Consider the following 15,666-nt stretch of genomic DNA (forward strand, 5'->3'; position numbering starts at 1 on the left):
GCCTTTCAGGTACCGAGCGAGGAGAGGACGTCGCGCCGCAGCGCCAGGCGTGCCGGGTCGTCGTGCGCCGCGCGGTCGCGCGGGCGGGGCACGTCGCGTACGGCGGTCAGGCGGCCGGAGCCGATGAGTGCGACCCGGTCGCCCAGGAAGAGGGCCTCGTCCACGTCGTGGGTGACGAAGACGACGGTGGCCCCGGTGCCCCGCAGCACCTCGACGAGGAGGTCCTGCATTCCGGCGCGGGTCTGGGCGTCCAGGGCGCCGAAGGGTTCGTCCATGAGGACGGCGCGCGGCGCTCCCGCGAGGGCGCGGGCCAGCTGGGCGCGCTGGCGCTGTCCGCCCGAGACACGGTGCGGCAACTGCCTGGCGTGGTCGGCAAGTCCGACGCGCTCCAGCCACGCCTGCGCCTGCCGCCTGCGCTCCGCACGCGGCAACCCCTTGATGGCGAACGGCAGTTCGACGTTCGCGCGCAGGGTGCGCCAGGGCAGGAGGGCGTCCTCCTGGAAGATCAGGGCGCGGTCGGCGGCGGGGCCCGTCAGCGGGCGACCGTCCTGGCTGACCTCTCCGGCGAGCGGCGACAACAGTCCCGCCAGCGTGCGCAGCAGCGTCGACTTGCCGCATCCGGAGGGCCCGACGAGGGTCAGGATCTCGCCGGGAGCCACGACGAGGTCCACTCCGTCGAGCACGGGCACGTCGGGCCGCCCGAGGGCGGCGCCGCGCAGCGCCAGTGCCGCGCCGCTGCGGACAGGTGAACGGACGTCAGACGAGCTGGTCATGGGGCACGCCCTCCTGAGCCGTGGGGCGCACCGGCACGGCGGCCGCGGCACGGTTCACCCGCCGCGGAGTCCGGCCGGCGGCGACGTACGACGTCCTCGGCAGCCATCGCGTCAGACGGCGCCCCAGGAGTTCCACGGCCGTGGAGGTGAGCCAGCCGAGGACGCCGATGGTGACCATGCCGACGAAGACGCCCGCGTAGTCGACGACGGTGTAGTCCTGCCAGGTGCGGTAGCCGACGCCGTACTGGCCGGAGATCATCTCGGCGGAGATCACACAGATCCACGACACGCCGATGCCGACGGACAGGCCGCCGAAGATGCCGGGCAGTGCGCCGGGCAGGACGACCGAGGCGAGGATCCGCCACCGGCCGCCGCCCATGGTCAGCACCGCCTCCTCCCACCCGGGGGTCAGCGCGCGGACCGCGTGCCGGGTGGAGACCAGGACGGGGAAGAAGGCGGCGGTGAAGGTGATGAAGATGATGCCCTGTTCGTTGGAGGGGAACAGCAGGATGGCGACGGGGACCAGGGCGATCGCCGGGATCGGGCGGACGACCTCCAGGACCGGGCCGAGCAGGTCCTCGGCGAGGTGGGAGCGCGCCACGAGCACGCCCGTCGCCACACCGAGCACCGCGGCCAGCAGGAAACCGGTGAGGATGCGGGTGACGCTGGCGGTGAGGTCCGTCCAGTAGTCCGGGCCGGACAGCCGGTCGGCGAAGGTGCGGGCCACGTCGGCGACCGTGGGGAACTGCGAGAAGCGCAGCCACAGGTCGATGTCGAGACTGGTCAGCAGCTGCCACACGCCGAGGGCGACCGCGAGCGAGGCCGCCCGCAGCGCGTACCGGCCGGCTTTCGGCAGGGGCCGGCTCATGACGCCTGTTCCAGCGCGTCGGCGTATGTGACGACCCGGGCGCCGCCGTGCGCCAAGACGTAGGCCCGCGCGGTCTCCGGGGCGACGAAGGGCAGCAGTTCGTGGCCGTCGGCCACCCAGACTGCCTTGTCGGCGAACCAGAGGGTGCCGGTGGTGGCGTCGGGGACGTAGGCGGCGCGGATGCCGTCCTGGTGCGCGGAGACGTACGCGAGGAGCTCGGCGGGCGTCTTGAAGCTCTGCGTCCTGGAGGCGCCCTTGGGCCAGACCTCGCTCGCGGAAGGGGCGGGAGCAGCGGCGAGGCGCTTGGCGTAACCGGCTCCGAGGGCCTTCTTGACGTACTGGTCGTCGACGAAGGAGTCCACGTCCACGTCACCGGTCAGCTTGGCCGCCTTCAGGACCGAGACGTCCTCCTTCAGCGCGGACACCAGCTGCGGCTTGACCGCCGGGTCGAAGGTGGCGATGCCGTGGGCGCCGTTGTAGAGGTAGACGACCTCGGCGGGCAGGCCGGTGGCTTTCGCGACCGACTCGGCGGCGGCGACCGGGTGGGCGTTGAGGTAGTCGGTGGCCTCGGCCTGGGCCTTCAGGAACGCCTCCAGGACCGCCGGGCGCTTCTTGGCGAAGTCCTCGCCGGCGGTGACGCCGTGGAAGGTGGGCAGGTCCAGCTCGGCACCGTCGTACAGGGCCTTCGCCTTGCCCTGGTAGGCGAGCAGTCCGGGCCAGGCGACGAACTGGGAGAGCGCGTCCGTGCTGCCCGCCGACAGGGCCGAAGCACCCACCGCGGGCTGCTGGTTGAGCTTCTCGATGCCCTTGTCGGCGTCGATGCCGGCCCGCTGGAGGGCGCGTACGAGGGTGCCGTCGGCGGCGGAGCCGACGCTGGTGGAGACCTTCTTGCCCTTGAGGCCGGCCAGGGAGGCCAGTTTCGAGTTCGGGGAGGTGACGATCGTGTTCAGTCCGCCGCGCAGGTTGTAGCCGGTGACCGAGACCAGGCGGGTGGGCTTGCCGAGCTGCTTGCCGCGGGCCGCGTTGATGAGGAGCGGGAAGTCGCCCATCGAGCCGATGTCGATCTTCCCGGCGGTCATCTGGGCGGTGATGGGGGCGCCGGTGGCGTAGTCCTGCCAGTCGACCTTGTAGGTGTGGCCGTCGTGGAGGGAGTTGAGCTGTTTCTCGAAGTAGCCGAGCGAGCGAAGCAGTGTTCCGGCCGTGACCGTGTTGATGGTCCTGGACTGGTAGCCGACGGTGACGGTGACCGTGGAACTGGCGCCCGCCTGGGCGCTGCCGCAGGCCGTCAGCGGCGCGAACAGCAGCAGTGCGGCGACAACCGGTTTGTGTTTCATGGGAGTTCAGGGCCTCTCACCGGAGCAGATAGGGCATGTTGACCGTGACGGCTCCGGTGGGACAGCGGGCCGCGCACGGGCCGCAGTACCAGCACTCGTCGACGTGCATGTAGGCCTTGCCGCTGCTGGTGTCGATGGCCAGGGAGTCCAGCGGGCACATGTCCACGCACAGGGTGCAGCCGTCGATGCACTTCGACTCGTCGATGGTCACGGGCACGTCGGCCCGCTGGGGCGCCAAGGGCATGGCTGTCTCCAGGAAACGGCTCGGAAAGAGGTCAGAGCGAGCGGTGCAGCAGACCGCTCATCGTGATGCGGTCGCCGCGGAAGCGGATGAACTCCAGGTCGACGGGGCGGCCGTCGGCGAGGTGGGTGAGGCGTTCCAGCATGAGGACGGCCGCGCCGCGCGGGGCTTCCAGTACGGCGGCGGAGTGGGCGTCCGCGTTCACCGCCTCCAGGGTGATCTCGGCGTGGCCGAGGCCCTGGCCGGTGATCGTCTCCAGGAGGCGGAAGACGTCGGTGTTCTCCAGGTCGGCGCCGAGCAGGGCGGTGCCGATGTCGAGGGGGATGTAGGTGAGGTCGAGGGAGAGGGGCAGGCCGTTCAGGCGGCGCAGGCGTTCGATGTAGAGGACGTCGGTGCCGGGGGCGATCTGGAGGCGCTGGGCCACCGGGTGGGGGGCGGGGGCCGGGCCCATGGTGCGGACCTCGTTGGTGACCGTGCCGTGTTCGTGCAGGGTTTCCGCGAGGCCCATCAGACGGTCCAGGCCATGGGGGTACTTCTGGCCCACGACCACGGTGCCGACGCCGGGGAGGCGTTCGACCAGGCCTTCGGCGCGGAGCAGGTCCAGGGCTTGGCGGACCGTGTTGCGGGAGGCGCGGTAGTCGGTGGCGAGGGTCGTCTCATGGGGAAGGGTGCCGTCCTCGAAGCCGCCGGTCAGGAGCTGGTGGCGCAGAAGATCGGCGAGTTGCCGTGCCTGGTCCGCACGCAGCCGGCGCCGGGCCCGGGCGGCGACGGTGGTCGCGCCTTGGCCTGCGTGGTCCCGGACACGGTCGGTGGATGGCATGGCTGGAACCATACCGAGCCGGTAGGAAAAGGAGTATTGCCGAATTGTTGCGCCACCTGACGCTCCGACGGATCGGCGCTGACCTGCGGTTTCAGGCGCTGTGGCGTGACATGTGCCACCTGACGGTGAAAGCGGACGTGACTCGACCCACCCAGGGGCGCGGGGAACTGCGCGACCAGCCCCCACCGGCCGGCAGCCGACGCACAACCCCTACGCCAGCGCCGACAACCCCGGCCCAAAAACGATCAACAACGGCAACAACGGCACCAGCGCAGCCGTCGCAGACGTAAGCGCCCGATGCCTGCGCAACAACCTCGGCGGCGGCTCCAGCAACCGGTCCACCCGCTCACCCAGCAACCGATGGCTGGAGGAACACGACAGCACCCCGCGATGCTGGTTCAACTCGATCAGCGCCAACGCCGTCGTCAGGTGACCGCACCGCCGCGACGCCGTGTCGTCCGCCGCCAGTTCCACCAAGCGGTGTGTCTGGTCGCAGAAGTGGGAGAAGAGCGGCACCCGGGGAAATCCCGTGGCCAGCGCGGTCGACAGGTGGAGCAGCCAGTCGTGGCGGGCCCGCGCATGCCCGCGCTCGTGGGTGAGGACGGCGTCCAGCTGGTGATCGGTCAGCCGGTGCAGCGCGCCGGTCGTCACGATCAGCTGCGGCGGATTCCCCGGCATCCACCAGGCGTCCGGATACTCGTCCTCCAGCACCAGCAGCGGACCGCGCGCGACAGCACCCAGCCCGGCCGGCAGATCCGGCGCGCGCTCGCGCAGATGCTCACGGGCGAGCCCCTGGCGCCGGCGGGCCTCGACCAGTTCACGGGCCAGCATCGCCGTGGTCCACGCGGCCCCGCCCGCCAGCAGCAGGGTCAGGACGACCGCCCAGAGCGGCGCCGCCGAGAGGTCGTACGCCGCGGTCACGGCCGGCGGCGCCGGGGCGAACACATGGTCGCGGACCGTGTGGAAGACCGCCGCCGCCCCCAGCACCAGCGCCGTCAGGCAGCAGAGCAGCACCGTCGCGACCAGGCACTGCCACACCCACAGCCCGACCACCGGTTCCCGTTCGGGCCACGCGGACCGGGTGAGCGCACGCGGCACCGGCACGGCGGCCGCTATGGCGACGGTGCTCAGCAGGAGCAGGCAGAGAGTCATGCCACGGGCTCCGCATCCTGATCGGAGACAGGGAAGGTGGGGCTGGGTGGTGAGGTACTGCGGGGCGGCCGGTACGTCGTCCCACGTATGCCGCCCGCCGCCAGTATGCCGTGAGCGGACGCCCTGCGGCAGGACTCGAACAGCACCGGAGGCCTCACACCGCCCCGGACACCACCCGCCCCGCCACTTCCCCCAGCCCCACCCGGACCCCGCCCGGACCGGGAGCCCACGCCGACAGCGTCACCACGTCCCCGTCCTCCAGGAACGTCCGCTTCCCGTCGGGGAGTTCGAGCGGGTCCCGGCCGTTCCAGGTCAGCTCCAGCAGCGACCCCCGCTCGCCCGCCGTGGGCCCGCTCACCGTTCCCGAGCCGTACAGGTCACCCGTCCTCAGCGACGCCCCGTTCACCGTCATGTGAGCCAACTGCTGGGCCGCCGTCCAGTACATGGTGGAGAACGGCGGCTCCGAGATCACATGGCCGTTGATCGCGACGGAGATCCGCAGGTCGTAGCCGCCCGGTTCCACGTCGGAGGCGGTGTCGTCCAGATACGGCAGCAGCTCGTGCGTCCGCTCCGGCGGCGCCACCCGCGCCTCCTCCAGCGCGTCCAGCGGGGTGATCCACGCCGACACCGACGTGGCGAAGGACTTGCCGAGGAACGGGCCGAGTGGGACGTACTCCCAGGCCTGGATGTCCCGCGCGGACCAGTCGTTGAGCAGGCACAGTCCGAAGACGTGCTCCCGGAAGCCGTCGAGCCCGACCGGCCGGCCCAGCTCCGAGGGCGTCCCGACCACGAAACCGACCTCCGCCTCGATGTCGAGCCGCACGGACGGCCCGAAGACGGGAGAGGCGTCCGAAGGGGCCTTCCGCTGCCCCGACGGCCGTACGACATCCGTCCCCGACACCACCACCGTGCCCGCGCGGCCGTGGTACCCGATCGGCAGGTGCTTCCAGTTGGGTGTCAGGGAGTCGGCGGCGTCGGGGCGGAAGATCTGGCCGACGTTTCGCGCGTGGTTCTCGGAGGCGTAGAAGTCGACGTAGTCCGCGACCTCGAAGGGGAGATGGAGGTCTACCGAGGACAGCGGGTGGAAGAAGCCCGCGATCGCCTCCTGGTGCGCCGGCACCGTCACCCACGCGGTCAGCGCGCGCCGCACGTCCGACCAGGCCGTGCGGCCGGCGGCGAGGAGCGGGCCCAGGGAGGGCCGGGCGAGCAGGGAGACGTACGGGGAACCGAGGGCGGCGGCCGCCGCGCCCGCGTCGAGGACGTGGTCACCGAGGCGGACGCCGACGGTCCGGTCGGACGAACCCGGCGGCGAGCACACTCCGTACGGAAGGTTGTGCGGACCGAAGGGGTCGCCCTCGGGCACGTCGAAGGGGACATCGAAGGGGGGCATGGGGTGCTGCCTCACTCTCGCGCTGCCGTGCGGTGCAGGTGGTCGCGGCACACGTTACGTCCGAGCCGCCTGTCACGGCAGTGGCGCAAGGGACAGCAAGGTGACTAAAGAGTTCGCAATGTCCTGTTACGGGACACTCGGAGGCTTCCATTCCGGCTTAGCGTCCTTTGCGAGTACGGACGGGATGGGTGGGGTCGCGTCCGTGGGGGGACGCGTGGGGGGACCGTGGCCAGGAGCGCGAGCAGTGTGCCATTCGAGGCCGATCGTGAGGTACCGGCCCTGATCGTCAAGTTCGGCGACTACCCGCTGCACCACGGCGGAGTCGGCGCGATCCGCAGTCTGGGCCGCCTCGGCGTGCCCATGTACGCCATCACGGAGGACCGCTACACGCCCGCGGCCGCCTCCCGGTACCTCACCCGCGCGTTCGTCTGGCCGACGACCGGCACCGAGGACCCGGGCCGGCTGATCGAGGGACTGATCCGGATCGGGCGCCGCATCGGCCGCCCCGCCGTCCTCGTACCGACCGACGAGGAGGCGGCGGTGCTGATCGCCGAGCACCAGAGTGACCTCTTCGGCCGCTTCCTCTTCCCGCGCGTGGAGCCCGGTCTGCCGCGTCGGCTGGCCAGCAAACAGGGCCTGCACGAACTGTGCGTGGAACACGGGATCGCGAGCCCGGAGGCCGCGTTCCCGCAGTCGTACGACGACATCGTGGACTTCGCCGAGAAGGCCTGCTTCCCGGTGGTGGCCAAGAACCGCGAGGCGTTCGTACGGCGCCGGCGGCCCGCGGTGAACGGCACCACCCGCATCGCCACCCGTGAAGGGCTGCTCGCCCTCGCCCGTGACTGGGGCGAGCGGCCCGGGGTGATCCTCCAGGAGTACCTGCCGCGAGAGGACGCCGAGGACTGGATCGTGCACGCCTACTTCGACCGCGACTCCACACCGCTGGCCCTGTTCACCGGCGTCAAGGTGCGCTCCTGGCCGCCGCACGCGGGCATGACGGCCAACGCGTACGTCGTCGACAACCCGGAACTCGCGGACCTCGCCGCACGTTTCATCAAACAGATCGGCTACACCGGCATCATCGACCTCGACCTGCGCTTCGACCGGCGCGACGGTCAGTACAAACTGCTCGACTTCAACCCCCGCATGGGCGCCCAGTTCCGGCTCTTCGAGAGCGAGTCGGGTGTGGACGTCGTCCGCGCCCTGCACCTGGATCTGACCGGGCGTGCCGTTCCGGAGGGGGAACAGCGCGCCGGTCACCGCTATGTCGTGGAGAACATCGATCTGCCGGCCCTGCTCGCCTACCGCCGCAGCGGCTATACGACACCGCACGCGCCGAAGCGGCCCAGCGGGACCGAGCTGGCCTGGTTCGCGGGTGACGACCCGCTGCCGTTCCTCACGATGCTCGGGCGCTTCGTGCGGCCGGGCGCCAAGCATCTCCACCAGCTGTGGCGGGCCAACCGCCGCGGCAGCGCGACCAGCTGAACAGCTCCACCACGAAGTGACGACGTGACGTCCTGGGGAGGGACTTCGTGATCCATCCGGTAGCAGTCATCGGCGCCGGGCCCTTCGGCCTGTCGACCGCGGCCCATCTGCGGGCGCGCGGCATACCCGTGCGGGTCTTCGGTGACCCCATGGTCAGCTGGCGCGACCACATGCCCGCGGGCATGCTCCTCAAGTCGACCCCGGCCGCCTCCAACCTCGACGCGCCCCAGCACGGGCACACGCTCGTCGACTACTGCGACGCGGCGGGGATCCCCCGGCTGGTGACGGACGAGGACATCGTCCCCGTGGAGACCTTCATCGCCTACGGCCAGTGGTTCCAGCAGAAGCTGGTGCCCGAGCTGGAGCAGGTGCGGGTGGTGTCCGTGGACCGGAGCGGGCAGGGGGGTTTCCAGCTCAAGCTCGACTCGGGGGAGTCGTTCACCGCGCGGGCGGTCGTCGTCGCCACCGGTCTGTCGGGGCTCTCCCACCTGCCCCCGGAGCTGGCCGCCGCCGCACCCGACGGACCCGCCCCGACCGGCCCGGTCTCCCACAGCTCCCAGCACCACGACCTCACCCGCTACTCCGGCAAGGAGCTGATCGTCGTCGGCGCCGGCCAGTCGGCGCTGGAGACGGCCGCCCTGGCGGCGGAGGCGGGCGCGCAGGTCAGGGTCGTCGCCCGCGGCCGCGGCAGCGTGGCCTTCGGCGCACCGCCGTGGAAGCAGCCCAGGCTGCGCCCCGAGTCGCCCTTCGGCCGCGCCTGGTCGCTGTGGGCCCTGACCTACTACCCGCACGCCTACCGCCACCTCCCGGCCGGCACCCGCCACTACCTGGTCCGACGGGTCCTCGGCCCGCTCGGCGCATGGTGGCTGCGCGACCGTTTCGAGGGGAAGGTGCGGGTCACCGAGGTGGACCGCATCCTCAAAGCGGACACGTCGCAGGGGCACCCGGGCCTGGAGGTCCTCACCGACGCCGGGACCGTGGACCGGCTCGCCGCCGACCACGTCATCGCGGCCACCGGCTACCGCGTCGACCTCGCCGCGATGGGCTTCCTCGGGCATGAACTGCGCACCGCCCTCGCCGTCAGCCGGGGCACGCCCAGGCTCGGCGCCGGATACGTCTCCTCCGTACCGGGCCTGTACTTCACCGGCCTGCCGGCGGCGGCGTCCTACGGCCCGGTGATGCGCTTCGTGTGCGGCACGGAATTCGCCTCCCCGAGGCTCGCCCGGCACCTGGCGGCGGCCCACGGCTAGACCCACGCCAGGGCTTGGCCTCACGACGTGCAGACGTCCTTCAGCCGGTCGGCCGCCGCGTCGATCCTGCCGGTGTCCGGGTGGGTGTCTCCGTCGAGGATGGATTTGTTGTAGTCCTCGATCGCCTTGTCGAGGTCCTTGACGGCCTTGTCGACCTCGCTGTCGCCCGCGTCGTCCCGGGCCTCGTTGATCTCGTCGATGTTCTTGTCGATCGTGGCGATGGATGCGGCGGTCTTCGAGGGGTCTTTCACCGCGTCCCAGCCGGCCTCGTGGATGGCCTTGACGCTGTCGGCGATCGTGTCGGCGTTCGACACGCAGTCCAGGGAGTTGTCCACGTCATCGGGGTCGCAGCCGGTGGCGAGGACTGCGGTGAGGGCGACGGCGGTCAGGGCGGTGGCGATGGTGAGGCTACGGCGACGGCGCATGGCTGTGGCGACCCTTTCTCGGGGCGGGATTCGATGCCGTCCACGATTCCGTCCCCCACCCACCGCCACGAGGGAGCTGCCCGGCGTATGCGGGGTGTAGCCCACTACACCCCGCGGCCCGTCCTACGACCGGTAGCCCGTCCTACGACCGATAGCGCCCCAGCGTCCGCAGCCCCGGCAGCTCCCGGTCCTCGAAGTCGAACAGCGCCAGGTTCTCCCATGCGTTGCCCGAGGAGGAGTCCGTCGGGTCCCAGCCGCTGCCCGCGCGGTAGGTCCACAGGCCCTCCCAGTAGCAGTAGCCCAGCCCCTGCCCGTCCGGCACACCGGCCGCGAGGTCGGCCACCGCGCGCAGCCATGCGGCCTGGCCCGCCGGCGTGGCGGGGAAGCCCTCGGTCAGTTGCGAGGGGTCGTTCAGGATGTCGTTGACGTCGTCCTCGCTCTCCAGCGTGAACGGGTACGCCGTCTCGGCGATCACGCACGGCTTGCCGTAACGCGCGGTGATGTCCGCCATGTTGGCGGCCGCGTTGGCGACCGGGCCGTGCCAGAACGGGTAGTAGGAGAGCCCGATGATGTCGAAGTCGACGCCGTACGCCACCATGTTGTCGAACCACCAGCGGTACAGCCCGTTGTCGCCGCCGTTCGCCAGGTGCAGGATCGTGCGGATCCGCGGGGTGGTGTCGCGGGCCGCGCTCAGACCGGCCTTGAGGAAGGCGGTCATGGTGTCGAAGTGCTCCCAGTTGCCCTCGGGCCAGATCAGGCCGCCGTTCAACTCGTTGCCGATCTGCACGAGTTGAGCCGGGGTGCCCTGCCGTTTCAGCGCTCCCAGGACGTCGGCCGTGTGGTCGTACACCGCCCGCGTCAGGCCCGCCACGTCCAGGTCCGCCCAGGCGGCCGGCTTGGTCTGGTGGGCGGGGTCGGCCCAGCTGTCCGAGTAGTGGAAGTCGATCCAGAGGCCGACGCCGGCCCGCTTGAGGCGCCGGGCGAGCGGCAGGATGTGCGCCTTGGTGTTGTAGCCGTCGGCCGGGTTCACCCACACCTTGAGGCGGGCGTGGGTGACGCCGGCCTGCGCGAGCAGGCGGACCGGGTCCTCGCGGCGGCCGTCGGCCGTGCGGTACACGGCGCCGTGGTCCTCGTTCTTCGGCAGCGAGGAGATGTCCACGCCCCGGATGTCCAGACGGCCGCGCCGGGTGGTGGCCGGTGCGGCGACGGCCGGTGCCGCCCCCAGCACGGGAACGGCCAGCGCGGCGGCTCCGGCAGCGGTGAGAACACTGCGTCTGCGCATGTCAAAAGGGTCCTTTCGCGGACGGTCACGGGGACACCGGCTCAGCGGTGACTTCAGGGGCCGGGGGAGGGCCGGGCGGGAAGGCCGGGGAACGGGGTGAGGGGAGTCGGCGAAACGCCGGACGACCAAGGAAAACCCTCATTTTCTGTGATCGTGCACAGCTCCCCTCACCCCTGTCATCGGCGGGCAACAAGTAGGTAACCCCAAGCCCCCGCCATTGACAAGGGGCCGAAACAATTCTCTACTGTGCACGATCACAGAGCCGCGCGGCCCTCGCGCACAGCCTCTCGGACCCATCCGCAGAACCTCCCCCCACGGCGGTTGCCGCGTACGCGGATGTCCAAGACCGGCTGGTTCCAAGTCAGGGGAGATGAAGATGTCGATCAACCGCCGCCAGATCAGCAGGCGCAGCATCCTTGCCGGGGCCACAGCCCTCGGCCTCACGAGCACCCTCGCCGCCTGCGGCGGTTCCGACGACAAGGACTCCGGCGGGAGCAGCGGGCCGGTCAAGCTGACCTACTGGTCGTGGGCTCCGAACATGGAGAAGGTCGCCGCGATCTGGAACAAGAAGAACCCGGACATCACGGTCACCGTGTCCAAGCAGGCCAGTGGCGGTGAGATCGTCTCCAAGCTGATCACCGCGAAGAAGGCCGGCAACGCCCCCGACCTCATCCAGGTCGAGTACCAGTCCCTGCCGACCCTGGTCTCCAACGACGTCCTGGCCGACATCACCAAGTACGCGGGCAGCACCAAGTCCGAGTTCGCCGACGGCCTGTGGGGCATGGTCACCCTCGGCACGGACGCGCTCTACGCGATCCCGCAGGACGCCGGGCCGCTGATGTTCTACTACCGCGAGGACCTCTTCAAGAAGCACGGACTCAGCGTCCCGAAGACCTGGACGGAGTTCGCCGAGACCGCCCGCGCCGCCAAGAAGGCCGTCCCGGACGCCTACTTGACCACCTTCTCCTCCAACGACCCCGGTCTGTTCGCGGGCCTCGCCCAGCAGGCCGGCGGCAAGTGGTGGACCGTCGACTCGGCCGGCAAGTGGACCGTCGGCATCGACGACGCGGGCACGAAGAAGGTCGCCGAGTTCTGGGGCGGCCTGGTGCAGGAGGGCGTCATCGACAACCAGCCGATGTACACCCCGGCCTGGAACAACGCCCTCAACAAGGGCACCCACCTGGCCTGGGTCTCCGCCGTCTGGGCGCCCGGTGTGCTGGTCTCCGCCGCCCCCGACACCAAGGGCAAGTGGCGCATGGCCCCGCTGCCGCAGTGGAAGTCCGGCGAGAACGTCACCGGCAGCTGGGGCGGTTCCTCCACCGGTGTCTCCACCGACTCCAAGCACGCCGAGGCCGCCGCCAAGTTCGCCACCTGGCTGAACACCGACCCGGAGGCGCTGGCCGCCCTGGTCAAGGAGGTCGCGATCTACCCGGCCGCCACGAAGGGCCAGTCAGGGAGCGTCCTCACCACGCCGGAGTTCTTCGCCAACCAGGCGGACTTCTACACGACGGCCGGCGAGATCGCCGCGACCACCGCCGCCGCGGCCTGGGGACCCAACGTCAACACGGCCTACACCACCTTCCAGGACGCGTTCGGCAAGGCCAGCAAGGCGAAGAAGGAGTCCCAGTTCGACTCCGCCCTCGCCACCATGCAGTCGAAGACCTTCGCCGACATGAAGAAGCAGGGCTTCGAGGTGACCGAGGCATGACCAGCGCTCCGCTCAAGGGCTCCGACCTCACCGAGGTCGGGCCCTTGGCGGACGGCACCGGCACCGCCCAGTCCGTCCGCCCCAGCCGCCCCCGCCGCCGTGGTCGCGGTCGCAGCGCACCGTACTGGTTCCTGGTGCCCACCCTGACCCTCTTCGCCGCCTTCACCGTGGTGCCCATCGGGTACGCGATCTGGCTGAGCCTGCACAGGGTCCAGGTCAAGGGCATCGGCCTCGGCAAGGGCGCCCGCTCACAGGTCTGGAACGGGATCGGCAACTACACCGACGTCCTCAAGGACTCCGAGTTCGGCCACAGCGTCCTGCGCGCCTTCGGCTACGGCCTCATCGTCATCCCGACCATGCTCGGCCTCGCGCTGCTGTTCGCGCTGATGCTGGACACCCCGAAGGCGCGCAGTGCGCCCTTCGCCCGGCTGATGATCTTCCTGCCCTACGCGGTGCCGGGCATCATCGCCGCTCTGATGTGGGGCTTCCTCTACCTGCCGGACGTCAGCCCCTTCTACTACCTGCTCGACAAGTTCGGCCTCCCGCAGCCCGATCTGTTCGACGGCGGCAACCTCTACCTCTCCTTCGCGAACATCGCGGTCTGGGGCGGCACCGGCTTCAACATGATCGTCATCTACACCGCGCTGCGGGCGATCCCGCCGGACATCTACGAGGCGGCCAGGATCGACGGCGCGTCGAATCTGAACATCGCCCTGAAGATCAAGATCCCGATCGTGATGCCCTCCCTGGTGCTCACCTTCTTCTTCTCGGTGATCGCCACCCTCCAGGTCTTCACCGAGCCGATGGCCCTCAAGCCGCTCACCAACGGCCTGCCCAGCTCGTGGAGCCCCCTGATGGCCATCTACGACAAGGCCTTCCTGCAGTCCGACATCTACGGCGCCTCCGCCACCGCGGTCGTCCTGGCCCTGGCCACGTTCGTCCTCTCCTTCACCCTGCTGCGCATCTCCGACCGCTACACCCGGGAGGACCGGGCATGACCCCCCTCACCCTCACCGCCGACACCACTGGCAGGGCCGCCAAAGCACGGCGGACGGCCTGGGTGCCCACCCTCGTGCTGCTCCTCGGCGCCCTGTACTGCCTGATCCCCATCGCCTGGGTGGTCATCGCGGCGACCAAGGACCGGTCGGAGCTCTTCTCCACCTTCACCTTCGCCCCCGGCAGCGGCTTCCTGCAGAACCTGAGCGACCTGACGGACTACCGCGACGGCATCTTCTGGCGCTGGATGGCCAACTCGGCCTTCTACGCCGGTTTCGGCGCCCTGCTCTCGGCCGCGGTCTCCGCCGCCGGCGGCTACGCGCTCGGCCGGTTCGCCTTCCGGGGCCGTGAGGCCATCTTCAAGATGATCCTGGCCGGCGTCCTGGTGCCGTCCATCGTGCTGGCCGTACCGCAGTACCTGCTGCTGTCGAAGCTGGGCATGGCCGACTCGTACTGGTCGATGCTGCTGCCGTCGATCCTCTCGCCGTACGGCGTCTACCTGGTCCGCATCTACGCGGCCGCGTCGGTGCCCGCCGAGCTGATGGAGGCGGCCCGCATGGACGGCGCGAGCGAGTGGAGGATCTTCTCGCGGATCGCCGTACCGATGATGATGCCGGGTCTGATCACGGTGTTCCTCTTCCAGTTCGTCGGCATCTGGAACAACTTCCTGCTGCCGTACGTGATGTTGGCCGACGACGAGAAGTTCCCGATCACCCTCGGCCTCTACACGCTGCTCGCGCAGGGCGCCTCGCAGCCGGCCCTCTACACCCTGGTCATCACCGGCTGTCTGCTCGCGATCCTCCCGCTGATCGGGCTCTTCCTGGTGATCCAGCGGTTCTGGTCCCTGGACCTGCTCAGCGGCTCGGTCAAGGCCTGAGGCCCGGACCCCCTTTCACGAACGAGGAACATGACCACCAGCGCGAACGGACGCCGAAGGCCCCCGACCATCCACGACGTGGCCCGGGAGGCGGGCGTCTCGCGGGGCACCGTCTCCCGCTTCCTGAACGGCGGCCACTACGTCTCGCCCGCTGCCCGGCGGGCTGTGGAGGCCGCCATCAGGAAGACCGGTTACGTGGTCAACCGGCATGCGCGCAGCCTCAGTACCGGACGGTCGGACTCGGTGGCGTTCCTGCTGACGGAACCCCAGGAGAAGTTCTTCGAGGACCCCAACTTCAACGTCCTGCTGCGAGGTTGCACCGAGCGGCTCGCCCAGCACGACATCCCGCTGCTGCTGATGCTGGCCGAGAGCGACGACGACCGGCGCCGGCTGACCCGGTACATCACGTCGGGTCACGTCGACGGCGTGCTGCTGCTCTCCAACCACAGCGGCGACCCCGTCGCCGCCGAACTCCACGACGCGGGGATCCCGTTGGTGGTCTGCGGCAAGCCGATAGGGCTCGGTTCCAAGGTGAGTTACGTGGCGGCCGCCGACCGCGAGGGCGCGCAGGAGATGGTCCGCCATCTGCTCACCGGGGGCCGGCGCCGCGTCGGGATGGTCACCGGGCCGCTGGACATGCCGGGCGGCCCCGACCGGCTGGCCGGCTACCGGGACGTGCTGGCCGAGGCGGGCCTGCCCTACGACCCGGCGCTCGTCGTCGAGGGCGACTTCCGGCGCAGCGGCGGCGAACGGGCGGCCCGTCGCCTGCTGGCCCAGGCTCCCGACATGGACGCCGTCTTCGTCGCCTCCGACCTCATGGCCCTGGGTGTCGTCAACGTCCTTCAGCAGGCCGGGCGTTCGGTCCCCGGCGACATCACCGTCGGCGGCTTCGACGACTCACCCGCGGCCACCGCCATCGCCCCCGCCCTCACCACCATGCGCCAGCCCTTCGACCGCATCAGCGCCGAGATGGTCCGCATGCTCCTCGCCCAGATCGCCGGCGAGGACACGGCCGGGGTGATCCTCCCGACGGAACTCGTCGTCCGGGACTCGGCGTGAGCGGAA

General features: G+C 70.5%; 15 protein-coding genes. 6 read left to right on the forward strand and 9 right to left on the reverse strand.

Going from position 1 to position 15,666, the window contains the following annotated elements; all coding sequences use genetic code 11:
• Positions 1-5: 5 nt before the first annotated feature.
• The 7 genes from ACIBJB_RS34025 to fahA all read right to left on the reverse strand — a co-directional run bounded on the left by ACIBJB_RS34025 (position 6) and on the right by fahA (position 6,578).
• Positions 6-773 (reverse strand): ABC transporter ATP-binding protein, encoded by a 768-nt coding sequence (locus tag ACIBJB_RS34025; protein ID WP_398936413.1) that lies wholly within the window; start codon positions 771-773, stop codon positions 6-8.
• A complete protein-coding gene (locus ACIBJB_RS34030) occupies positions 757-1,641 on the reverse strand; it encodes an ABC transporter permease (RefSeq protein ID WP_398936415.1) in 885 nt (294 codons plus the stop codon). The genes ACIBJB_RS34025 and ACIBJB_RS34030 overlap by 17 nt, the downstream gene beginning before the upstream one ends.
• On the reverse strand, positions 1,638-2,975 hold the full coding sequence (locus ACIBJB_RS34035; protein ID WP_398936417.1) for an ABC transporter substrate-binding protein: 1,338 nt from the start codon (positions 2,973-2,975) through the stop codon (positions 1,638-1,640). Before ACIBJB_RS34035 ends, ACIBJB_RS34030 begins: the two co-directional genes overlap by 4 nt.
• Before the next feature lie 16 nt (positions 2,976-2,991).
• Positions 2,992-3,219 (reverse strand): ferredoxin family protein, encoded by a 228-nt coding sequence (locus ACIBJB_RS34040; protein WP_018568287.1) that lies wholly within the window; start codon positions 3,217-3,219, stop codon positions 2,992-2,994.
• 31 nt (positions 3,220-3,250) lie between these two features.
• On the reverse strand, positions 3,251-4,036 hold the full coding sequence (locus ACIBJB_RS34045; RefSeq protein ID WP_398936419.1) for a GntR family transcriptional regulator: 786 nt from the start codon (positions 4,034-4,036) through the stop codon (positions 3,251-3,253).
• Positions 4,037-4,246: 210 nt separating this feature from the next.
• Positions 4,247-5,188 carry a M56 family metallopeptidase gene (locus ACIBJB_RS34050; RefSeq protein WP_398936421.1) on the reverse strand — a complete coding sequence of 314 codons (942 nt, stop codon included), beginning with the start codon at positions 5,186-5,188 and terminating at the stop codon, positions 4,247-4,249.
• Positions 5,189-5,342: 154 nt separating this feature from the next.
• Entirely contained in the window at positions 5,343-6,578 is a 1,236-nt protein-coding gene (fahA, locus tag ACIBJB_RS34055) for a fumarylacetoacetase (protein WP_398936423.1), read from the reverse strand.
• A 246-nt stretch (positions 6,579-6,824) separates the two neighbouring features.
• Here fahA and ACIBJB_RS34060 point away from each other — a divergent pair, with 246 nt between their 5' ends.
• Positions 6,825-8,063 carry an ATP-grasp domain-containing protein gene (locus tag ACIBJB_RS34060; protein WP_398936425.1) on the forward strand — a complete coding sequence of 413 codons (1,239 nt, stop codon included), beginning with the start codon at positions 6,825-6,827 and terminating at the stop codon, positions 8,061-8,063.
• A gap of 47 nt (positions 8,064-8,110) precedes the next feature.
• The gene (locus ACIBJB_RS34065) at positions 8,111-9,313 is read left to right on the forward strand and encodes an FAD-dependent oxidoreductase (RefSeq protein ID WP_398936427.1); all 1,203 of its coding nucleotides are present in this window, start codon (positions 8,111-8,113) and stop codon (positions 9,311-9,313) included.
• A gap of 20 nt (positions 9,314-9,333) precedes the next feature.
• Here the strand turns inward: ACIBJB_RS34065 and ACIBJB_RS34070 are convergent, their stop codons facing one another.
• Together ACIBJB_RS34070 and ACIBJB_RS34075 are read right to left on the reverse strand one after the other, a co-directional pair.
• Positions 9,334-9,738, reverse strand: coding sequence for a hypothetical protein (locus ACIBJB_RS34070; protein WP_398936429.1), 405 nt, complete (start codon positions 9,736-9,738; stop codon positions 9,334-9,336).
• A gap of 142 nt (positions 9,739-9,880) precedes the next feature.
• Positions 9,881-11,020: an arabinogalactan endo-beta-1,4-galactanase gene (locus ACIBJB_RS34075; protein WP_398936431.1), complete on the reverse strand. Its 1,140-nt coding sequence runs from the start codon at positions 11,018-11,020 to the stop codon at positions 9,881-9,883.
• Positions 11,021-11,390: 370 nt separating this feature from the next.
• Here ACIBJB_RS34075 and ACIBJB_RS34080 point away from each other — a divergent pair, with 370 nt between their 5' ends.
• Genes ACIBJB_RS34080 through ACIBJB_RS34095 form a run of 4 tightly spaced genes read left to right on the forward strand, consistent with a single transcriptional unit; the run spans position 11,391 to position 15,660 of the window.
• Positions 11,391-12,728 (forward strand): ABC transporter substrate-binding protein, encoded by a 1,338-nt coding sequence (locus tag ACIBJB_RS34080; RefSeq protein WP_398936433.1) that lies wholly within the window; start codon positions 11,391-11,393, stop codon positions 12,726-12,728.
• Complete coding sequence (locus ACIBJB_RS34085; RefSeq protein WP_359380022.1) at positions 12,725-13,726, forward strand: sugar ABC transporter permease; 1,002 nt, start codon at positions 12,725-12,727, stop codon at positions 13,724-13,726. Before ACIBJB_RS34080 ends, ACIBJB_RS34085 begins: the two co-directional genes overlap by 4 nt.
• Positions 13,723-14,601, forward strand: coding sequence for a carbohydrate ABC transporter permease (locus ACIBJB_RS34090; RefSeq protein ID WP_398936435.1), 879 nt, complete (start codon positions 13,723-13,725; stop codon positions 14,599-14,601). The genes ACIBJB_RS34085 and ACIBJB_RS34090 overlap by 4 nt, the downstream gene beginning before the upstream one ends.
• A 30-nt stretch (positions 14,602-14,631) precedes the next feature.
• Entirely contained in the window at positions 14,632-15,660 is a 1,029-nt protein-coding gene (locus ACIBJB_RS34095; RefSeq protein WP_326665637.1) for a LacI family DNA-binding transcriptional regulator, read from the forward strand.
• Positions 15,661-15,666 lie beyond the last annotated feature (6 nt).

Source organism: Streptomyces sp. NPDC050759 (assembly GCF_044456945.1).
Classification (GTDB): domain Bacteria; phylum Actinomycetota; class Actinomycetes; order Streptomycetales; family Streptomycetaceae; genus Streptomyces.